At 41.8% G+C, this 21,113-nt stretch carries 16 protein-coding genes and 1 tRNA gene; 4 read left to right on the forward strand and 13 right to left on the reverse strand.

The genetic code is table 11. The annotated features are described in order from the left end of the window. Positions 1–101: 101 nt before the first annotated feature. Both CF596_RS12045 and CF596_RS12050 read right to left on the reverse strand, forming a co-directional pair. On the reverse strand, positions 102–701 hold the full coding sequence (locus tag CF596_RS12045; protein ID WP_016659757.1) for an IS607 family transposase: 600 nt from the start codon (positions 699–701) through the stop codon (positions 102–104). Continuing rightward, complete coding sequence (locus CF596_RS12050; protein WP_096902615.1) at positions 701–1,342, reverse strand: hypothetical protein; 642 nt, start codon at positions 1,340–1,342, stop codon at positions 701–703. Before CF596_RS12050 ends, CF596_RS12045 begins: the two co-directional genes overlap by 1 nt. Positions 1,343–1,642: 300 nt before the next feature. On the opposite strand from CF596_RS12050, the gene CF596_RS12055 reads away from it, so the two are divergent. After that, on the forward strand, positions 1,643–2,593 hold the full coding sequence (locus CF596_RS12055; RefSeq protein WP_096902616.1) for a sensor domain-containing diguanylate cyclase: 951 nt from the start codon (positions 1,643–1,645) through the stop codon (positions 2,591–2,593). Between the two features lie 93 nt (positions 2,594–2,686). On the opposite strand, the gene CF596_RS12060 is transcribed toward CF596_RS12055, so the two are convergent. The 3 genes from CF596_RS12060 to queA are packed head-to-tail and all read right to left on the reverse strand — an operon-like array spanning position 2,687 to position 5,361. Further along, positions 2,687–3,253, reverse strand: coding sequence for a LemA family protein (locus CF596_RS12060; RefSeq protein ID WP_096902617.1), 567 nt, complete (start codon positions 3,251–3,253; stop codon positions 2,687–2,689). 22 nt (positions 3,254–3,275) lie between these two features. After that, positions 3,276–4,304, reverse strand: coding sequence for a hypothetical protein (locus CF596_RS12065; protein ID WP_096902618.1), 1,029 nt, complete (start codon positions 4,302–4,304; stop codon positions 3,276–3,278). A 19-nt stretch (positions 4,305–4,323) separates the two neighbouring features. Then, on the reverse strand, positions 4,324–5,361 hold the full coding sequence (gene queA, locus CF596_RS12070) for a tRNA preQ1(34) S-adenosylmethionine ribosyltransferase-isomerase QueA (protein WP_096902619.1): 1,038 nt from the start codon (positions 5,359–5,361) through the stop codon (positions 4,324–4,326). A gap of 177 nt (positions 5,362–5,538) precedes the next feature. Between queA and CF596_RS12075 the strand changes: the two genes are divergently transcribed. Next, positions 5,539–5,625 (forward strand) — tRNA-Leu (locus tag CF596_RS12075). Between the two features lie 293 nt (positions 5,626–5,918). Here the strand turns inward: CF596_RS12075 and CF596_RS12080 are convergent. Beyond that, positions 5,919–8,150, reverse strand: coding sequence for an NADP-dependent isocitrate dehydrogenase (locus CF596_RS12080; protein ID WP_096902620.1), 2,232 nt, complete (start codon positions 8,148–8,150; stop codon positions 5,919–5,921). Positions 8,151–8,966: 816 nt separating this feature from the next. On the opposite strand from CF596_RS12080, the gene CF596_RS12085 reads away from it, so the two are divergent. Further along, a complete protein-coding gene (locus tag CF596_RS12085; RefSeq protein WP_096902621.1) occupies positions 8,967–10,235 on the forward strand; it encodes a HAMP domain-containing sensor histidine kinase in 1,269 nt (422 codons plus the stop codon). A 96-nt stretch (positions 10,236–10,331) separates the two neighbouring features. Here the strand turns inward: CF596_RS12085 and CF596_RS12090 are convergent, their stop codons facing one another. The 3 genes from CF596_RS12090 to CF596_RS12100 are packed head-to-tail and all read right to left on the reverse strand — an operon-like array spanning position 10,332 to position 15,100. Then, positions 10,332–11,768 (reverse strand): efflux transporter outer membrane subunit, encoded by a 1,437-nt coding sequence (locus CF596_RS12090; RefSeq protein WP_096902622.1) that lies wholly within the window; start codon positions 11,766–11,768, stop codon positions 10,332–10,334. A gap of 22 nt (positions 11,769–11,790) precedes the next feature. After that, a complete protein-coding gene (locus CF596_RS12095) occupies positions 11,791–13,764 on the reverse strand; it encodes a MacB family efflux pump subunit (protein WP_096902623.1) in 1,974 nt (657 codons plus the stop codon). A gap of 1 nt (position 13,765) precedes the next feature. Next, entirely contained in the window at positions 13,766–15,100 is a 1,335-nt protein-coding gene (locus CF596_RS12100; protein WP_096902624.1) for an efflux RND transporter periplasmic adaptor subunit, read from the reverse strand. 413 nt (positions 15,101–15,513) lie between these two features. Between CF596_RS12100 and CF596_RS12105 the strand changes: the two genes are divergently transcribed. Next, positions 15,514–15,963, forward strand: a complete 450-nt coding sequence (locus tag CF596_RS12105) for a bacteriohemerythrin (RefSeq protein ID WP_004974971.1) — start codon at positions 15,514–15,516, stop codon at positions 15,961–15,963. A gap of 50 nt (positions 15,964–16,013) precedes the next feature. Here the strand turns inward: CF596_RS12105 and holA are convergent, their stop codons facing one another. From holA to CF596_RS12125, 4 genes are all read right to left on the reverse strand, one after another. Further along, positions 16,014–17,012, reverse strand: a complete 999-nt coding sequence (gene holA / locus CF596_RS12110) for a DNA polymerase III subunit delta (protein WP_096902625.1) — start codon at positions 17,010–17,012, stop codon at positions 16,014–16,016. A 21-nt stretch (positions 17,013–17,033) separates the two neighbouring features. Beyond that, positions 17,034–17,564, reverse strand: coding sequence for an LPS assembly lipoprotein LptE (lptE, locus tag CF596_RS12115; protein ID WP_096902626.1), 531 nt, complete (start codon positions 17,562–17,564; stop codon positions 17,034–17,036). Positions 17,565–17,761: 197 nt separating this feature from the next. Then, positions 17,762–20,383 carry a leucine--tRNA ligase gene (gene leuS / locus CF596_RS12120; RefSeq protein ID WP_096902627.1) on the reverse strand — a complete coding sequence of 874 codons (2,622 nt, stop codon included), beginning with the start codon at positions 20,381–20,383 and terminating at the stop codon, positions 17,762–17,764. A 130-nt stretch (positions 20,384–20,513) separates the two neighbouring features. Continuing rightward, positions 20,514–20,882: a DUF4124 domain-containing protein gene (locus tag CF596_RS12125; protein WP_096902628.1), complete on the reverse strand. Its 369-nt coding sequence runs from the start codon at positions 20,880–20,882 to the stop codon at positions 20,514–20,516. Positions 20,883–21,113 lie beyond the last annotated feature (231 nt).

Genomic DNA, 21,113 nt, shown 5'->3' on the forward strand with positions numbered 1-21,113 from the left:
TCGCTACGAATACGACCAAGTAAAACAGCTTGTTTCTCAAGCTGTTTGTACTTTTGCACATTCAAGTTTTTACAATGGTGGATGCGTGTTAGTTTCAAAAGTTATTCCTTGATGTTCACTAATTCTTTAACTTTTTCTTTGTATTTTCTTAATCCGTAAAGTCGAGAGGAAAAACAATGAATAATCGCTAACAAGTCTTGTGTTACTTCTTCCGTTGGGGAAAGAGATTCTTGATTCATAATAATAACTTTACAACCATGTCTTTCAGCAAAAGATTCAAACCACTCAAAACCAAAACGCACCAAACGGTCTTTGTGAGCGATGACAAGCATTGAAACTTTACCCATTTCAATATCAAGAAAAAGCTGATTGAATTTCTTTCTTTTATAATTCAAACCACTTCCAACCTCTGACACCCAATCATCAACAGCATAGCCATTTACAGTACAAAAAGTTTCTAAAGCTGACACCTGATTAGCTAAATCGGGCTTTTGAGCAACACTAGATACCCTTGAATAAACAATTACTGATGATTTAGCTTCCGTTGCTTTTATACCGATATATTCAAGGTATTGATCGTGCGTGTAGTATCTGCGATTTTTAGGATTTCGACATGCAACCAAAATACCTTCGGCATCCCATCTTTGTAGAGTTTTAACCGACTTCCCAATCATTTCACCGAATTTAGCAGGAGAGTACATTAATCAATCTCCGCTAACTTCTTGAAATCCTCAAGTGTATAGTCTTTAAATATGGATTCATCACAATATATGGCTAGATCATTGTCTTCATCCCATCCACAGATAGGGCATGTATAAGGGGATGATGCGACTCCTAGCTGATTATATTTTAATAAAATATCGTCACAAACCTCATAAAGTTCTGAATCCTCATGATGATCAACAACTTCAAGGAAAATTAGTTCACTAATATTTTCTGCAAATTTTTTGTATTTTTCAGGCACTTCTAGTTGATATGGCTCTACTAAATCATCTAGTTTTTTAGCGCAAGCATCACCAAAAATCTCTAATAATTTTTCCTCATATTCTTGACAGCGCATACCTTGTCCTGAAACGTGAGTACATTCAGAAAAGCCTGTATTTGCATTAATAAAATCAGCATAGGTGGGGCATTTATCGGAGAGTGATTGATTTGTTTTTTCAGGGTACGAAGAACAATCATAGCCTAAATCTACAATATCGGTTTCATAGAAATCATTCTTTGACCACTCACCATAGACCCATGATGCAAATTCCTTAATAAACCCATCTTTATTTTCAGGGGATACAAAATAAGCAAGGTCTTGCTCTACTTTCTTTAAGCTTTCAGTCAAGTATTTCATTGCAAGTTTTTTTAAAATTTAATACCTAAATTGTATATGTTTGACTATATTTGTCAAAATAATTATTTGCTATAAATCACTCTTGAATGAGGGTGTTTTTCAGGTTCTGAATATGTTCTAACATTTTATCGGCTTACTTTTTATTTTGGGATTTATGTTTTGAGCAATTGTTGTTTATATTTTGCTCAACCTCATGATTGTGTCAAAGCTGAGAAAAATGTCAATAAGACAAAACAAATTGTAGTCAAAGCTCACTTAAGTTGTTAAATTGTAATTAAAATCAATTCATAGAGGTGGGCTATGAGTGAATTAAACAGTGCACTAAAAGAAGACCAATTCTATAAAACACTTTTGGAAACCACGAATGCAATTCCGTGGCAGATTAACTGGAAAACCAAAGCTTTTAGCTATATTGGCCCACAAATTGAGTCTTTACTGGGTTGGACGCAAGACAGCTGGAAAACTGCACAAGATTGGATTGATCGGATGCATCCTGAAGATCGGGACAAGACCGTGAATATGTGTGTGAGTCTGTCCGATCAAGGCACAGACCACGAAGCGGATTATCGTGCCTTAACCGCTACAGGAGATTATGTCTGGATTCGTGATGTGGTGCATGTGATTCGTGAAAATAACGAAACTGTGGCGATTATTGGGTTTATGTTTGATATTTCTGCGCGTAAACAAATGGAGTTGGAACTCGAAGCGTTGAGTCGCAAAAATCTGGCTTTGAGCTTACAAGACCCGCTGACCTTGGTTGCCAATCGAAAGGCGCTCAGTGAGCGTATAGAAAACGAATTTAAACGTGCTGTGCGTCATCAACATGCATTGTCTCTCTTGTTTATCGACATCGACCATTTCAAGCCTTATAACGACAATTATGGACATTTACAGGGTGATCATTGTTTGATTAGTGTGGCGCAGTTGCTTAAACAACACTTTGCGCGTGCATCTGACTTTGTGGCTCGCTTTGGTGGTGAAGAGTTTGTGGTGCTATTGCCTGAAACACCATTGGCAGATGCTGTACAACTTGCTGAAAACTTTAGGCAGGCAGTATATGCGCTGGAAATTCCACATACCAAGACAGGGGAGATTGCCCAAGTCACTGTGAGTATTGGTGTAAATAGCTATGATCAAAATCAGCAATATCACAATGTGGTCGATTTTCTGCATTCAGCCGATGAATTGTTGTATCTGGCAAAAAATAAGGGACGTAATCAGGTGCAGTATCTGACACAGTCATGTGTTTAGTTGAAATCTGAAAAAAACAGCAAGCTTCGTGCTTGCTGTTTTTATTTATGTATTGAAAAATAATTTTAAATGAGTGGCTTAGCATTCAATGGCTTAAAAGTTTGGGCGATAATCAAAACTTTGTGCTGCACTGTTGTCCCGAAAGGCGCGCACAGGTTTTTTCGCTGTGGTTGCAGTGTTAATCATGTTGTTGGGAAAGACCTGAATATAGTTATTAAACAACTCGACATTGCGGTTATAAATAGTAATCGCAGCACCGACATTTTCGTTCTGCTCATCAATTTCATGCATCATTTTTAAATATAGTTGGTCGGCTTTGAGTTCAGGATAATTTTCGACCACCACATTCAAGCTGCGCATCAATTCTTTGCTCAAGGCTTCAACACGTTGTAATTGGCTGATATCGGCATTGTTGATGTTTAGGTTCATAATATTTTGGCGCAGTTCAGTCACTTTTTCTAAAGTGCCTTTTTCCATGCCCGCATATTGTTCGACCACTGGTGCAAGTTCTTCGAGCGTTTTTAATTTCTGTCGTTCAAAACTGGTCACATCTGCCCAAGCGCGGATGGTGGCGTTGTGGTGGCGTACGATGTTGTTACGAATCATGATGCCCAGCATCACCAAGACGATGACAACCAAAAGAAAAATTGCGATACCCATGTTTTGCCCCAAGATGATTTTCTTAGTCCAGAAAATCAACCAAATCTGTCTGTAATTGTTCTAAATAAGGTAATTTAAAAGTGCGTAAGTGTCCACGCAATGCGGAAATATCTTGAATATTTTTTGCTTTACTGGAAATTTCAAACAGATTTTTGCTGCCTAAAAAACATAAGGTGTGTCGTTCAGGGTGAAACAATAAATCCCCTTGCTGATGCTGGAAAAAATCATCCAGTTTTAACACCAGAGCGGGGCTGAGTGTGCGCGCCATTTGAATCGCATCACTACCAAAGAAATTGAGTTTTTGATTCAGTCGGATGTCACTGGTATGCCATGGTACATGGTAGGGCGCACCAAAAGTTTTTTTATTGGTGCTAATGGCTAAACCTTGAATTTTCACATCAAAGACAAAGACACCCGATACATAGCGCACCACTTCTTTGACTTTATAATCATTTCCATTTTTGTCTTTAATACGTATTTCACTGACATAGCGGTATTCAAAAAGCAAAACCTGATGTTGTTTGCCCTGTTGATCAAGCCAAACGGTACTGGCATAGCGGGTAATGTCATTGGAAAGATTACCCAAATGAAATAAGGGGAACATCGCTTTTAAATGGGCGATAAAGTAAATGGGTTGCAAGGTTTTGGCGAGGTGCTGCGGTGGTTGTTGCCATGCCAGTTGGTAGCGTTGAGCAATGCTTTCCTGTTCTAAAAAAGCAATGACTTCTTCAATGGGATCATCTTGTTCATAGGTAATAAATGCCCAAAAAATACAGACTACACCAATCAGCAAACAAAATTGCAGCCAAATATTACTCGGTTGAATCAAGAGTAATAAACAGAATAGCACACCTATAATGCCCAGCAGTATCGGCAAAACATTTTCAAATTTTAAGGTAATGTCATCTTGCCAAGGGTGCAAACCATCCAAAATTTCTTGATGGCTTTGGGCTTTTTTTCCAATATCCCAAAGCCGCGCGATATTGCGAAATACTCGCTTATTCTTCTTGCGTCGAATGTGAATGGAGTGTTGGACAGTATCGAGCGGCATGGAGGTTCTTCACAAAGGCTTAGGCTTGCGCTTGGTCAATCAGCATGGCATCGCCATAACTAAAGAAACGATAGTGTTCTGACACGGCATGTTGATAAGCATGCATTACATACTCACGACTTGATAAGGCAGAAACCAGCATCAATAGCGTCGATTCAGGCAAGTGGAAATTGGTAATAAGGCGATCTACCACTTTAAACTGATAACCAGGATAGATAAAAATTTGTGTATCGCCCGTCCATGCAGCCAATTCGCCGCCGTGAGCTTGTGCTGCACTTTCTACAGCACGGGTAGCGGTGGTACCCACTGAAATGACTTTATTGCCACGTGCTTTGGTGGCACGAATTAAATCTACAGCAGCGTCTGAGACCTCACACCATTCACTGTGCATAACATGATTGGCAATGTCATCGGTACGTACAGGTAAGAAAGTACCTGCACCTACATGTAAGGTCACGAAGGTTTTTTGAATACCTTTATCTGCTAATTGTTGCAGCAAAGCTTCATCAAAGTGCAGGCTTGCTGTAGGCGCTGCCACACTGGCAAGTTTGCTCGGGTCATTAAATACGGTCTGATAGCGTTCGGTATCAATCGCTTCTGCTTCACGGTTAAAGTAGGGGGGAATAGGCAGCTGACCGTAGGCATCCAATACGTCTAAAATAGGCTGCGAAAACTCGACAATAAATAAGTTTTCATGGCGACCTTGTACGGTCACTTTTACAGCATCAGGCCCAATAAACAGTTCTGCACCTGCTTTTGGTGAGTTGCTGGCTTTAATATGGCAATGGGCAATAAATTGATCTTGCAGACGTTCTACCAAGACTTCCACTGCACCGCCTGTGGCACGTTTACCTTTAAGACGCGCTTTCATGACTTTGGTATCGTTAAGTACCAGTAAATCGCCCGCTTCGAGTAAATTCAGTAAGTCGGTAAATTGATGGTCATGATACTGACCTTGAGCATCAAGATGCAGCAGACGAGAGGCGCTACGACTTGCTAGTGGGTAACGAGCAATGAGTTCATCGGGGAGATTAAAATTAAAGTCAGAAAGCTGCATGATAAAAACAAGTTAGAACACTGGGAAAACTGTGCCTAGTATATGCTTTTTTAGGTTTTATGGATGAAATTGGTCGATTATAAATCAAAAAAATGACAGCTGATTTAATTTTAAACAATTGCAAAAAACTTGCGTTGACAAGCTGTCAAAAAAGTTTATTATACCCATCAACACCTACCCGAGGTGGTGAAATTGGTAGACGCGGCGGACTCAAAATCCGCTGTCAGAGATGACGTGTCGGTTCGAGTCCGACCCTCGGGACCATATAAAGGAAAAGCCCTCAAGCATATTAAGACTTGGGGGCTTTTTTTATTGTCTGAACTTTATCCAATGATTTGAATATCCTTAAGTTTTTATATGAAGATTGTTGTTTGCTTCAATTTAACTTTTGGGACTCATGGATAAGAATGGGTATACAGAATAAGAAATAAAGATATATGTGAAGATATAGCTCACCTATTCAGTCTTTATCAATTTACTGCCAACAAAAAACCAGTGCTTTCACACTGGTTTTTTGTAGAACAGGCACTGAATCGTATCAGTGCGATGTCATCGCATTAAATAGTTTCAAGTGCAGCATTGAATGTTGCGCTTGGACGCATTACTGCATTCACTTTAGCTTGATCTACTGCGTAGTAACCACCGATATCAACCGATTTACCTTGTACTTCCGCAAGTTCAGCAACAATTTTGTCTTCGTTTGCAGCTAAAGCTTGTGCAAGTGGTGCAAACTTCGCTTTCAACTCAGCATCTTCATCTTGAGCAGCAAGTGCTTCTGCCCAGAATTTTGCCAAGTAGAAGTGGCTGCCACGGTTGTCCAGTTCGCCAGTACGACGTGATGGAGACTTGTCGTTATCAAGTAATTTGCTGGTCGCTTGATCAAGAGTTGATGCAAGTAATTTCGCACGAGTATTATCTTCTTTAATACCCATTTCTTCTAAAGAAGCAGCAAGCGCAAGGAACTCACCTAATGAATCCCAACGTAAGTGGTTTTCTTCAACAAGTTGTTGTACGTGTTTAGGCGCAGAACCACCCGCACCAGTTTCGTACATACCACCACCCGCCATTAACGGAACGATAGATAACATTTTCGCAGAAGTACCAAGCTCCATAATTGGGAACAAGTCAGTGAGGTAGTCACGTAAGATGTTACCTGTTACAGAAATGGTGTCTAAACCACGCGCAACACGCTCAAGTGTATAACGCATCGCACGAACTTGTGACATGATTTGAATATCTAAACCAGTCGTGTCGTGATCTTTTAAGTATTTTTGAACTTTCTTGATCACTTCGTTTTCGTGTGGACGGTACGGGTCTAACCAGAAAATTGCTGGCATACCAGAGTTACGTGCACGTGTTACTGCAAGTTTAACCCAGTCGCGAATAGGTGCATCTTTCACCTGACACATACGCCAGATGTCGCCTTCTTCTACGTTTTGAGTCATCAACACTTCACCAGTGTCAATATCAGTGATGTTTGCAACACCTGCAGCAGGAACTTCAAAAGTCTTGTCGTGTGAGCCGTATTCTTCAGCTTTTTGCGCCATCAAACCTACGTTTGGCACAGTACCCATCGTACGTGGGTCGAAGTTACCATTCCACTTACAGAAATTGATCATTTCTTGGTAAATACGCGCGAAAGTAGATTCAGGCATTACTGCTTTACAGTCGTAAGGTTTACCGTCAGCACCCCACATTTTACCGCCACCACGAATCATTGCAGGCATAGAAGCATCTACAATTACGTCGTTTGGAGAGTGGAAGTTGGTGATGCCTTTTGCAGAATCCACCATTGCAAGTGCAGGGCGGTGTTCTTGGCATGCGTGTAAATCTTCGATGATTTCTTCACGTAAAGAAGTTGGTAAGGTTTCGATCTTTTCATAAAGACCTGCCATACCGTTGTTGACGTTAATGCCAAGTTCTTCAAACAATTTACCGTGTTTTTCAAACGCTTCTTTATAGTAAATTTTCACACAGTGACCGAATACAATCGGGTGTGAAACTTTCATCATGGTCGCTTTTACGTGTAAAGAGAACAAAATGCCTGCTTCTTTACAATCATCCAATTCTTTTTCATAGAAGTCGCAAAGCGCTTTCTTGCTCATGAACATAGAATCGATGATTTCGCCGTCAAGTAACGCTACTTTTTCTTTCAGTACAATGGTTTCACCAGATTGAGTGATGAGTTCCATTTTTACGTTACGTGCGCGGTCAAGCGTCATCGATTTTTCGCCATGGTAGAAGTCGCCTTCATCCATGTGTGAAACGTGAGTTTGTGACCATTGCTTCCATTCACCCATAGAGTGCGGGTGTTTTTTTGCATAGTTTTTCACTGCAGCAGGCGCACGACGGTCAGAGTTACCTTCACGTAATACAGGGTTTACTGCTGAGCCTAAGCATTTGCCAAAACGAGCGCGTAAAGCTTTATCTTCTGCAGTATTTTCATTTTCAGGATAGTCAGGAATTGCATAGCCTTTTGCTTGTAATTCCTTGATACATGCAACTAACTGAGCAACTGAAGCACTGATGTTTGGAAGTTTGATGATATTGGTATCTGGATCTTGCGTGAGACGTCCAAGCTCTGCGAGGTTGTCGGCTACCTTCTGTTCTTCGCTTAGGTATTCCGAGAATTCAGAGAGTACGCGTGCTGCGACAGAGATATCACTCTTGACAATCTCGATGCCAGCAGGCTTAGTAAAGGTCTCAATGATCGGCAGTAGAGAGTAGGTCGCCAACAATGGCGCCTCATCGGTCAGTGTGTAAATGATTTTTGACTTTCCACCAGCCATATATAGCCCCTTGCTTTGATTGAGTTTTTTAGGAGCGAGATGATGACTCAGCCCCTGCGAACCGATTTGCCTAATTTAACCTTGAGAGTATCGACTCTCTATGCATTTCAGTCAACGTAATTACAGTGATGACGCCATTTCGCTACGAAATGATGTGTCGCATTTGTGCGAGTCAAGACACGGCTTAATGTAAAAATGAGCCTATTTAAACCTAAAAATCGCCTTGAGTATTTACTGTTGAAATACTAATCAAATCGTATGATGAAGATATGACATCAAAAATATATGTATATTTTATTATAAATTAACCAGTTGAGGGTTCGACTTAAGTCGAATGTTTGATAAATAACCGATGAAAATGATAGGTGGATATATTTATTCTATTTATTTTATATGTTTATCAATATGTTGCTTCTATTTTTTACAGTGTGATGCAATGTAAACTCTTGTATAGAAGTTGAGATTTTCTTCAAAAACGGAGGGAAATCTACAGATAAAAAGCCTGATTTATATTTTAAAAGTTTAGATCTATTTTTATGGTCCAAATTTTACAAAAATAAGCGTATTTTTTAGCGGGTTTGTAGCACCGTTTGATCCATCAAAAATCATAATCAAGCGTGAGCTAAACCCTTGTTAATCCATAGATGAAAAAATCAAGTAGTAAAGAAGAAATGCCGAGTTGTTACGCAGTTTTTTAAATTAGTTTGAAAGCTTGTGTTTTGTGTTAAAGTTTGTAGGTTAACTCTGAATTCAGTGGATGAGTTTTGTAGACAAAATAATTCATAGGCGCGGCACACTTTAATTAACGAGGCAAAAATGAAAATACAGTTGCTGGAAATTGGTCCTGAAACGGAGCAACTCAGTGCTTGCACACTCTCGTTATTATTGGGTGTACATACGCCAAGTAACCAAATTGATGGTTTTTTGAAGTTTGCCCGTCAAATGCTGCAAGTCGATCATGCCATTTTGACTTTTAAAAATGAGCCGTACATCTGGTATTCCACCAATCAAGTTTTTAAAGCCTTTCGTGCCAACCCAAACGCACGGTTAGACGCTTTCTTTCAAGGTCAGCAACTGATTGAACCTCAACATCCTCAATATGCAAATTTTGTGCAGCACATCGCAAGTTTGGGGATAGAAGCCGCGCGCCTAATCGCACTGGATTTACTCAAAACCGATGGCGAGTCGATTGGGCAGTTGTTGTTATTTGATCATCGTGAAGAAGCGTTTAGTTTAGGTGCTTTGCCGACAGTGGCGGAGTTTGCTGCAGGTTTGGTGCGTTATATTGAATTAAAAGTTGATTATGCAAGCTTAAAAGAACTGTATGAACAGCAGTCTGCATTGAATTTTAGTAAAACCAAATTTTTCCAAATTATTGCGCATGATTTGCGCGCGCCATTTCATGGCTTATTGGGGTTTTCGGAAGTTTTAGCGCAAGAGCGCGAAACTTTGGATGATTCTAGTATTCAAAATATTGCCGACTATTTATTCGACACAGCACAATCGACCTATAACTTGCTAGAAAGTTTATTGAATTGGGCGATGGCAGAGGGTGGACGCTTTGTGTATCACCCAATTAATTTTGAGTTAAAGCAATCGACCAAAATTGTTTGCGATGTGTTGAAAAGTTTGGCAATCAAGAAAAATATTGAACTGATTGATCAAGTTGAAGAAGGCATTAAAGTTTATGCCGACATCAATATGATTACCTCGGTGATTCAAAATTTGGTGTCGAATGCGCTGAAATTTACCTTTACCGATGGCACAGGCAAAGTCATTTTACGTGCAGAGCAAACAGAAACCAGTGTGGATATTTATATTCAAGATACAGGTTTGGGCATGACTGCACAACAACTCGAAACGCTGTTCGAGCCTAAACTTACTGTTAGTTTTAAAGGCACTGCAGGTGAAAAGGGTATTGGTTTAGGTTTGGTGTTGTGTAAGCGTTTTGTCGATTTGAACCACGGGCAAATTGTGGTGGAATCGAAAGAAGGTGTGGGAACGACTTTTAAAGTCAGTTTGCCAATTGCGACCAGTAGCCATCAAGTATTAAGTAAAGAAGTGTTATTATCTGAGAAAACTTAATTTCAAAGTTTATATACAAAGCAAGCAAAAGCCTGTGGATGTTTAAAATCATCCACAGGCTTTTTTTATCGTGATCAATTTAGATCAACTCTTGCATTATTGAATGTTTTGAATCGGACTACCACCCAACGCTTGCAATAAAGTCACATAGGCGTTGTATTGGTTTTGCTTGGTCTGCAATAAACTTAAACGTGCATTGCGGGTGGTTTCTTGTGCATCTAGCAGGTTTTTTAAGGCAATCGCACCATGCCGATAACGCACCTCAGTTAAGCGTTCAGTTTTCTCTGCCAGTGCTAAATTGCGGCTTTGCAGCGCGACTTGTTGATTCAGCGCGGTTCGTGCTGACAGTGCATTTTCGACATCGGCAAAGGCTTTATATAAAGTTTGTCGATATTGCACAATGGCTTTTTCATATTCCAAAGCATTCACTTTTAGATCGCGCTGCATATCATTCCATTGCAAAAATGGCAGGGTTAAACCTGCACCTAAAGTGGCAATTGGGTTTTTTAGGGCATCGCTTAAAGAGGTATGCGCGCCTGTACCGACACCTGTACTGAGTGTGCCTGTAAGACTGATGGATGGGTAATAACTGGCTCGATTGGCATCTTTATTGGCCAAGGCTTTACGTAAACGTAATTCGGCTGCACGTAAGTCGGGACGACGTGACAGCAGTTCTGCAGGTAAGCCAGCAGTAATATTCGGTAAACGAACAGCGGCTAAACTCTGTGGTTCATTGATATTCAACATTTGCACAGGTTGATGCAGTAAAACTGCCAAGGCGGTGCGTGTTTCAACTTTTTGCTGTGCAATTTGGCTCAAGGTTGATTTTTGACTTTGCAGGGCTTGTTCGGCTTGGTTTAAATCCAATCCTGAAACTGCACCCGCGCGATATTGCGCACTGACCAATTGATACGTTTTTTGCGTACTGGCAAGGTTTTGTTGTGCGACAACATAGCGTTCATTTAAATAACCCAATTGCCAATATAAATTGGCAGTGGTTGCAATCAGGCTTTGTGCGATGGCTTGTAAGTCTTGTTCGGTGGCTAAGGCTTCCCAACGTGCAGCTTCAGTCTGATTGGCAAGTTTACCGAATAAGTCCAATTCATAGCTCAGTCCGGGATAATTCAGCGAAATCCCACGCGCTGTATCACCATTGCCCTCTAAACTAAATTGATGCCCTGTAGAAATACCTGCATTGCCAATCCGGACACCTTGCTGACTTTGGCTTTGTTTTGCTTGTAATCTGGCTTGTTGTAAATTCAGTCCTGCAACCGCGAGGTCACTGTTACGCGCCAAGACTTGTTCAACCAATTGATTTAAAGCAGCATCGTGAAAGAGTGTCCACCAACGGTCTGTATTTAGTTGTGCAAGGACTTGCTGGCTTTTTTGCTGCTGCTCAAACTGTTGAGGAATATTTACAGCAGGTGCCTGATAAGGTGTTTTGACTACGGCTGCACAACCCACTAAGCTGCTGCCAAGAAAAAGCGCAGTGACGAGTTGGCTGAATTGTCGTGACTTCTGGTTAAATCGCATCATCATTCCTTACTCTAATTCCTTATTCTCTAGATAGCGCATCGACAGGGTTCAGTTGGGCAGCATTACGTGCAGGAATAAAACCGAACACAATTCCAATCAGGCTTGAACAGACAAAAGCGGCTACAATCGAGGTGGTGGAGTACGCCATTTGAAAGGTTCCACCTGCCACATGATTAATCAATTGCCCAATTCCGAGTGCGAGCAAGACGCCAAGTACACCGCCTAAAATACACACTAAAATGGCTTCAATTAAAAATTGCTGCAAAATATCGCTTTGTCGTGCGCCGACTGCCATGCGTACCCCAATTTCTTGGGTGCGTTCTGTGACAGAGACCAACATGATGTTCATTACGCCAATTCCACCGACCACCAGTGAAATCACTGCAATAGCAGAAACCAGTAAGGTCATGGTGGCGGTAGTTTGTTGGATGGTTTCACGGATACTGTCGGCATTTTGAGTAAATACATCCTGCGCACCATGACGCTGTACCAACAGACTTAGGATGGCATTTTCTGCTGCAGCACTTGGATATTCATCTTTGACTCGTACAATAATGCTGCGCACATGGCTTTGGCCAAGCATGCGGCTCATTACCGTAGAGTAGGGCAAATACACATTTAAGCTGTCGGCATTGCCCATCATGCTTTTTTGTTCTTCGACCACGCCAATAATACGGCTGGGTACGCTGCCCAATAAAATTACTTGCCCGACAGGGTTGCTGCCATCACTAAAAAATGTATTTTTGGTGTTGTGATCAATCACCACATCTTGCGCTTGTTCCAGCACGCTGTGTTTGTCAAAAGGCTGACCCGACTGGAAGTTCATGCCGCGCACATAGAAAAAGTCTTCGCTCACACCATTGACTGTGGCAGAAGCCTCGGTGTCTTTAAAACGTACTGTGACGTTGCTATTGACCGATGGGCTGACCCCATCCACATAAGGTTGTTCTGCCAAAGCATCGGCATCGGCAGGAATTAGGGTTTTAAGCTGAGATGAGCGCGAGGTATCACCAAAACCACGCCCTTGAAACACGGTGATGGTATTGGTGCCTAAACTGCTGATGTTTTCTAAAATTTGTTTCTGTGAACCATTGCCGAGTGCCACAACAGATACAACCGAAGCGATCCCGATAATAATCCCGAGCATGGTTAAAAAGGTGCGCATGCGATGCGCATTCATCGCCAGTAGCGCCATGCGGAAGGCTTCACCTAAACGATCAAATACAGAGCGCCAAGCTGAAGTTCTTTTTTGTGGCGGATGTTGCAAGGTTTGTTGAGTAATATCATCCTGATCGGCAGGTGTGTTGGGCTGATCAGAAATAATAAGCCCATCACTGATTTCAATAATCCGTGTGGCATTTTTAGCGACATTATGGTCATGTGTGACCAAGATGATGGTGTGACCTTTGGCATTCAGCTCACGCAAAATCCGCATCACTTCAATACCGCTATTCTTGTCGAGTGCACCTGTGGGTTCATCGGCAAGAATCACATCGCCACCATTCATCAAGGCACGTGCAATGGATACACGTTGTTGTTGTCCACCTGAAAGCTGACTTGGGCGGTTTTGGGTTTTATCGGCTAGACCTAAGTCACTGAGCAGCGCAGTCGCGCGTGCTTGTCGTTCTTCAACATCGGCACCTGCATAAATTGCAGGCACTTCGACGTTGCCCGCAGCGCTTAAATCACCCAATAAGTGATAGCGCTGGAAAATAAAACCAAAATATTCACGACGTAGTTGTGCCAATTCATCGGCTTCAAGTTGTCGAGTTTCGCGTCCTTTGACTTTATAGCTGCCAGTAGTGGGTTGATCCAGACAGCCCAAAATATTCATGAGGGTGGATTTTCCTGAACCTGACTGACCCACAATTGCAACCAATTCACCTGGGTAAATCTTCAGATCAATACCTTTGAGAATCTGTACTGTAGATTCGCCCGCAGGGAATTCACGGGTCAGATTGGTGACCTCTAACAGAGGTTGTGACTGACTCATCTTACATTCTCACTGATGGGCCAACACGACCACCACGCTTCGCCGCATCGTTTGAGGTATCGGAACCATCGGCAATAATGACTTGATCGCCCAGTTTTAGGCCACGAATGACTTGTACTGTTGCGCGGTTGTTTAAGCCAAGCAATACCGATTGTGGTCGAGCTGAACCATCGGCTTGCAGCACGCGTACCATGCCTAAAGAGGCTTTACCTTGATCAACCAAGGCTTTTTCATTGGTAGTCAATTCCAAGCGGGCAGGGCGTTTGCTAGAACTGGCATCGGTATTGTCGCGCTCAGCACGTACGTTGCTGTCTGAATTATTGCTGTTGCCACGACTGCGTGAACGGTTTACACCTTGTACCGCAGCAGCAGGAATGGTCAGCACATTGCGTGCCTCTGCCAATACAATGGACACTTGTGCGGTCATATTGATGCGTAGCTTGCCGTCTTCATTTGGTACGTCAAATAAAGCGTTGTAGTACACGGCAGAACTTGAAGATGATGACGTATTGTTATTGCTTTCGGTATTGATGGATTTGGGTGCAGGTTCTACCTGACGTAAAGTAGCGTAATGTTTTTTCTCACTGTTGCCCAAGGTGGTGAAATAGACCGTTTGTCCCTCTTCGACCTTCATTACATCCGCTTCAGAAATTTCTGCTTTTACAGTCATGGTGTCAAGTTTGGCTAATTTAACAATCGTGGGCGCACTTTGATTGGCGTTCACGGTTTGACCTTCTTCGGTCACAATTGCAACGACAGTGCCATCCATTGGGGCAAGAATACGGGTATAACCTAAATTTTCTTTAGACGTGTCTAAAGTTAGGCGTGACTGTTCAATTTGAGCGTTAATGGCAGCAATTTCTGCTTGTGAAGTTTTATAGTTGGCTAAGGCAGTTTCAAGTTCGGCACGTGAGGTCGCATCTTGCGCATACATGGCTTGTTGACGCTGATATTCTGCTGCGACTTTAGCAAGATTAGCTTGTCGAACCGCCAATTGTGCCTGTTGGTTTTTAATGCTGGCTTGTGCTGTTTTAAACTCGTTTTCCTGTCGTACAGAGTCAATTTGGGCAATCAACTGTCCTTGTTTGACTTGATCGCCTAACTGAACATACATTTTTTTGACTTGACCTGAAACTTGCGCACCAACACTGACCATTTTGGTGGCTTCAAGTACGCCTGTTGCCAACACCGCACTTTCAATATCTCCACGGCTCACTTCGGCAGTAATGTATTGCGGTTGTTGTTCTTTGGGTTTTAAAAAATACCAAGCGGCAAATGCCAGCATCAGCGCAATGATAATTCCCGCAATAAGTTTGGTCGATTTTATTTTTGGCATGAGTCAAAAAACAGAAAAAGAAATTAAAAGGATTATAGAAGTGAAATAAGGATAAATCGTGAATTTTTTGAAGAAACTGCAAATGAGAATTATTTATTAGTGGTTTGAGCTAGATTTAATACAGTCTGAGTACGGTATTACATCCATAAAAAAAGTGAAAATAGCATCTGTTAACGAGGTGGGGTAGTTTGTTTCATCTCTATGATAATTTTATGAATTTTTATGATAAATGCTGAAAAATACAACTATGGTCTAAGTTGCTTAAAAAACCTTATTTTCTATATGGATTTAAGAATTAAAAGCAGCTAGTATCAAATTCCATAAAATAATTATGGATTTAATCATTAGGATAATACGGCATCGGGACGATGCAATAAAACATGACTTTAAGCAAAAAATCTGAGGGGTAAATCATGGAGTGGAGTGAGAAATTTAATATCGGAATTGATGTGATTGACAATCAACATCGACAAATTCTGGACTATATTAATGCGCTGGAAAAAATTCGGGCGACAGGTGCGCGGGAGCAAATCAAAGAAGTCTTGGATGACTTGATTGACTATACGCAATCGCATTTTAGCTTTGAAGAAAACTTGTTGTCACAGGTCAATTATCAATACTTACCATCACATCGTGGTATTCACGAACTCTTTGTGAAGCGTTTGAATGATTGCCGTCAGCGTTTTGCCAATGGCGAATCGGTAGAACATGATTTGTATCGTTTGTTGTCTAAATGGTTGATTAACCATATTCAGCATGATGATCAGGATTATGTCGATGCGGTACGCGACAATATGCTGCATTATTTGCGTTCACAGGAACAGAAAAAAGGCAAAAGTTGGTTTGCACGTTTCTTTAGCTAATCTTGCGATAAGTGGCTGACTTTAAAATTTATTTAATGAAGTCTGCTAAATTAAGCCGAGTGAGAAGCGAACAGTGTTTTACCACAGAGTTCTGTAATGGCTTGTAGCACCAGATGTTCAGGGTTTTCCTTGGACATCCCTTTGATGGCGGCATCAATACGCAATAATAGGGCGGGCCATTGCAAGAAACTATTTGGATTTAAACGTCGCAAAGCTTGCTGATAAACACTGACTTTGTTTTTCCAAATACCCAGTTGCAAAGCATTTTGTGGTTGTTCAAATAATTGCATCAGTAAGCGCATTTCTTTGCTGATGCTCCACAAAATTAAACTCATGGCTTCACCCGAAGCCATGAGGTATTGAAAAATTTTCATGGCTTGCGCTAGATTTCCCGCCAGTAAAGCATCATTTAAATCGTAAGTGCTATAACGGGATTGATCTTGTAAACAGGCATGTAAATGTTCAATCTGAATCTGCTGAATTTCAGGAAAGGTGTCACTGACCCGCATCAAGCTGTTTTTGGCAGCCAAAAGGTTGTGTTCATGGTGTTGTTCCAACCATTGCCACGCATCATGTCCCAATTGGATGCCAAGCTTTTCTGCTTCCAAACCTAAAATCTGCTGCCGATCTTTAGGATAATTCGCCGTAAGCGCAACATTGACCCCATTGGCATCAATCAACTGAAAAAAACTGGATTTCAGACTATTGTTGTCTTGTTTCGGCATTACCACCAACAGCAAGTTTTGTTCATTGTGTTGAATATAACTTTTCAGTTGTTTTAGTGTGCTGGCATCAGGCTTGATATTGCCGTGTACTTCAACCGCCAATTGACTCGAAAACAGTGACAGACTGTTTAAGGCATTGAATACATTTTTCCAATCGCTAACGCTATTTAAATCATAACGCTGACGTTCAATATCCTGTTTTTGCCAACTGGCACGAAAAGCATCCAGCAAGTTTTGTTCGAGTAAGGGTTCTTGACCATGCAAAATCCATACGCCACGTGCTTCATCGACACGTTTGAGGGCTTGTAGATAGTCAAGTTTCATAAAAAAATCGCACTCGAAAACTTATTTAGGGTTTGAATACACAGGTGGGTTGACCAAAGGTAAACGATTAGATGAAATTTGACGCACCATTTGCTGTGCTACATCATCAATAATGACTTCTTTTAAGAATTTTTGTTCCTGATCATCGGTATTCACAGTTGCGACATCGTATTGATAACTGCGCGTTGCCATGACGGTACGAGGTTCGGTGATCGGGTTGCCTTGCGCATCTTCAATACGGAAAGTCACGCTTAAACGCAACAAGGTTTCTACCAGTTTGCCATTCAATTCCAAGCGAAGTGGCGTATAGTCAAGCACACGCAGTACATAGGTATTAGGGTCATTGCTGAGTTGTACGCCCGCTGTACCCATGTGAATAGAAAGTTTTTCTTCTAATTCTTCAGCATTGCTCGGTAAAGCCAGACTCATTTTTGAATAAGCCACAGGTGCAATGCTTGGATTGGTGCCTTTAAGATGAAAACCACAGCCGACTAAGCCAGCACTGAGTCCACAAGTTAAAACAATGACTGCTAGACGTTGGCTAAAGTGCATGTGCTGTCCTCTGTAATATTCTTGAAAGTTTAAAAGCGGAAGTTGAGAATATCTTGATTGTAGGTGCAAAGCCCATTGACTGACAACGGGCTTTGTTTGGAAATTGTTTTAATTCCTTTTTTGTAGGAGGGTTTAGGGGGGATTGTTTTATAAAATCCCTCCAAACCTCCCTTTAAAAAAGGGAGGTTTAAAAGCACTTAAACCACCAAATTCACTAACTTATTCGGTACCACAATTTCTTTCTTGGTTGGCCCAGTCAAGAATGGTTGTACTTCAGGTAAGGCTTTGGCAAGTGCAAGAATGTCTTCTTTAGATGCATCTACTGCTACATCAAGCTTGCCACGTAATTTACCATTTACCTGCACCACAATCGTTTGAGTATTGCGGGTTAATGCAGACTCATCGACCACAGGGAATAGGGTGGAGGTTAATTCAATTCCGAACTCTGCCAACAAGGTTTGGCTCAAGTGTGGTGCAAATGGCGCAAGCAAGGTCAATAACGTCACAATTGCTTCGCGTTCAACCGCAAGGTCTTGTTCATTCTGTGCTTCAAACTTGTTGCAAGCATTCAAGAGTTCCATCAATGCTGCAATTGCAGTGTTGAACGCATGACGACGTTCAATATCATCGCCCACTTTTTGAATGGTTTCATGGGTTTTGCGACGTAAGTCTTGTGCTGCTGTAGCAAGTTTGCTGCTGTCTATTGCAGTTGCATTGCTGCCTTTTTCAAGGAAACCTGCCGCCAAACGCCAAACACGTTTTAAGAAGCGGTTCGCACCTTCAACACCTGCATCTGACCATTCTAAAGACTGATCAGGTGGTGCAGCGAACATCATAAACACACGTGCAGTATCTGCGCCGTATTGGTCAATAATGGCTTGCGGGTCGATACCGTTATTTTTCGATTTCGACATTTTTTCCTGACCGCCAACAATCACAGCTTGACCATCGCCCATGTATTTTGCAGAAAGAACACGACCTTTTTCGTCTTTTTCAAGCTCAATATCGGCAGGGTTGAACCAAGTTTTCTTGCCGCTTTCTGCTTCGCGATAGAAGGTGTCAGCCAAGACCATACCTTGGGTCAGTAAGTTGGTAAATGGTTCATTGCCTTGTACCACGCCTTCATCACGCATAAGTTTGTGGAAGAAACGTGCGTACAACAAGTGCAAGATGGCGTGTTCTACACCACCAATATATTGATTAACTGGTAACCAAGTTTGTGCAGCTTCGGGCTTGACCATACCGCCCGTAAAATCTGGAGATGCATAACGTGCGTAATACCAAGATGATTCTACAAAAGTATCTAAAGTATCAGTTTCACGACGTGCTTCGCCACCACAGCAAGGGCAAGTGGTTTGATAGAATTCAGGCATTTTATTTAACGGGTTGCCTGAGCCATCTGGCACAACATCAGTAGGTAAAATGACAGGAAGCTGATCTTCTGGAACTGGAACTTGTCCACATTTTTCACAGTTGATCATTGGAATTGGACAACCCCAGTAACGTTGGCGTGAAACACCCCAGTCACGTAAGCGGAATTGTACTTTTACATTGGCTAAGCCTTGTGGCTCTAATTTCGCTAAAAGCGCATCAAAAGCCGCTTGGAAATCTAAACCATCAAATTCGCCTGAATTGACCAGTTTACCTTCTTTAGAACCGTACCATTCTTGCCATTGGGTTGTGTCAAAGTCCGCATCGTCTGCACCTTTGGCATCAATCACCTGAATAATTGGCAATTGGAATTTATTGGCAAACTCAAAATCACGCTCATCGTGTGAAGGTACAGCCATCACCGCGCCAGAACCGTAAGACATCAACACATAGTTGGCAATCCACACAGGTAATTCTTTACCTGTTACTGGATGCTTCACAAATAAGCCAGTCGCCATGCCTTTTTTCTCGGCAGTGGCAAGGTCAGCTTCTGCCACAGAACCCATGCGGCATTCTTCAATAAAGGCTTTTAATTGTGCATTGTTTTTTGCTGCTTTTAACGCCATAGGATGTTCTGCAGCAACAGCCACATAAGTTGCACCCATTAACGTGTCAGCACGTGTTGTAAATACAGTCAGACCATCTGCATAAATTTCAGGATTTGCCGATGGGAAAGTGATTTCCATCCCTTGCGAACGCCCAATCCAGTTGCGTTGCATGGTCAAGACTTGCTGTGGCCAGCCATCTTTCAAAGTTTCTAAATCGTCTAATAATTCTTGGGCATAATCGGTAATGCGGAAGTAGTACATTGGAATATCACGTTTTTCCACCAATGCACCTGAACGCCAACCACGGCCATTTTCGACCTGTTCATTGGCCAAAACTGTTTGATCGACAGGATCCCAGTTAACTGTCGAGAGTTTGCGATAAATTAACCCTTTTTTATACAGTTGCACGAATAACCATTGTTCCCAGTGATAATACTCTGGGGTACAGGTGGCAAATTCACGATCCCAATCTACCGCCAAACCCAATTTTTTCAATTGGTCACGCATGTAGGCGATATTTTCAAAGGTCCATTTAGCAGGTGCAACCTGATGGGCAATGGCCGCGTTTTCAGCAGGTAAGCCAAACGCATCCCAACCCATAGGTTGTAATACGGTTTCGCCTTTTAAACGGTGGAAACGACTAATCACATCACCAATGGTGTAGTTACGCACGTGACCCATGTGCAGTTTGCCGCTTGGGTAAGGGAACATCGAGAGGATATAACGATGTGGACCTTCGACAGTGTCGGCAACTTTAAAGGCTTTGCGAGATTCCCAGTCATTCTGGACTTGAGGTTCAATCGCACTGGCTTGATATTCAGGGTCAATGTGAGTAGTCATAAGGTTAAATCAGGAATAAACGGTTAAAAAAGTGTGTTGCACAGCATAGCGCAAAATGCGGTAAAAAGTGAATTTTGCGCGCTGGATTGTGCAGGAAAATTTAAGTAGCCAATATTTTGCAGGCTAAAAATTAGAAAATGGCTGGATTGGCTCGTTCTTGTTGTGCTTTATTTAAAGCATCATTGGCTTCACGTTGCTGCTGATCCATTACGGGTGTGGGAGTAGTATTGTTGTTAGCATTTGCAGGCGTTGTGCCATTTGCAGTTGCTGTCGTGGCATTTGTAGTTTGATTTGGAATGTTCGGCGCAGAATTTCTCCAGCCGTAGGTATCGACCTTTCCTTGTTTTTTTGCAGTTTTAGGTGGAGGTGTGGTGGTGTAATGCGTCGAACCTTTTGCATCGACCCATTTATAGTATTGTTTTGCAGATACCGCACTGGTGCCTAAAATTAACATCAAGCTTGCAGAAAGATAACTCAAGCGACGAACGTGGTTTTTCATTGTAAATGTCCTGAGTAAAGGTGCAAAAGCAGACCTGAATAAACTAAAGATGAAATTGCCTAAATTTTAGCAAGGATGTGTCTGGATGACAGCACTTTTAGGGGCTTTTTTACACGATAACCTGCGCTATTTGATGAAGAGCTAAACGGCTTTAAAAATAGACGATGCTTATGGTGCTGCATTACATTAAAAATAACGTCAGATTTAAAGCCAATTTATAAATAAACAATG

The organism is Acinetobacter sp. YT-02 (assembly GCF_002412355.1).
In the GTDB taxonomy this organism is placed as follows: Bacteria; Pseudomonadota; Gammaproteobacteria; order Pseudomonadales; family Moraxellaceae; genus Acinetobacter; species Acinetobacter towneri.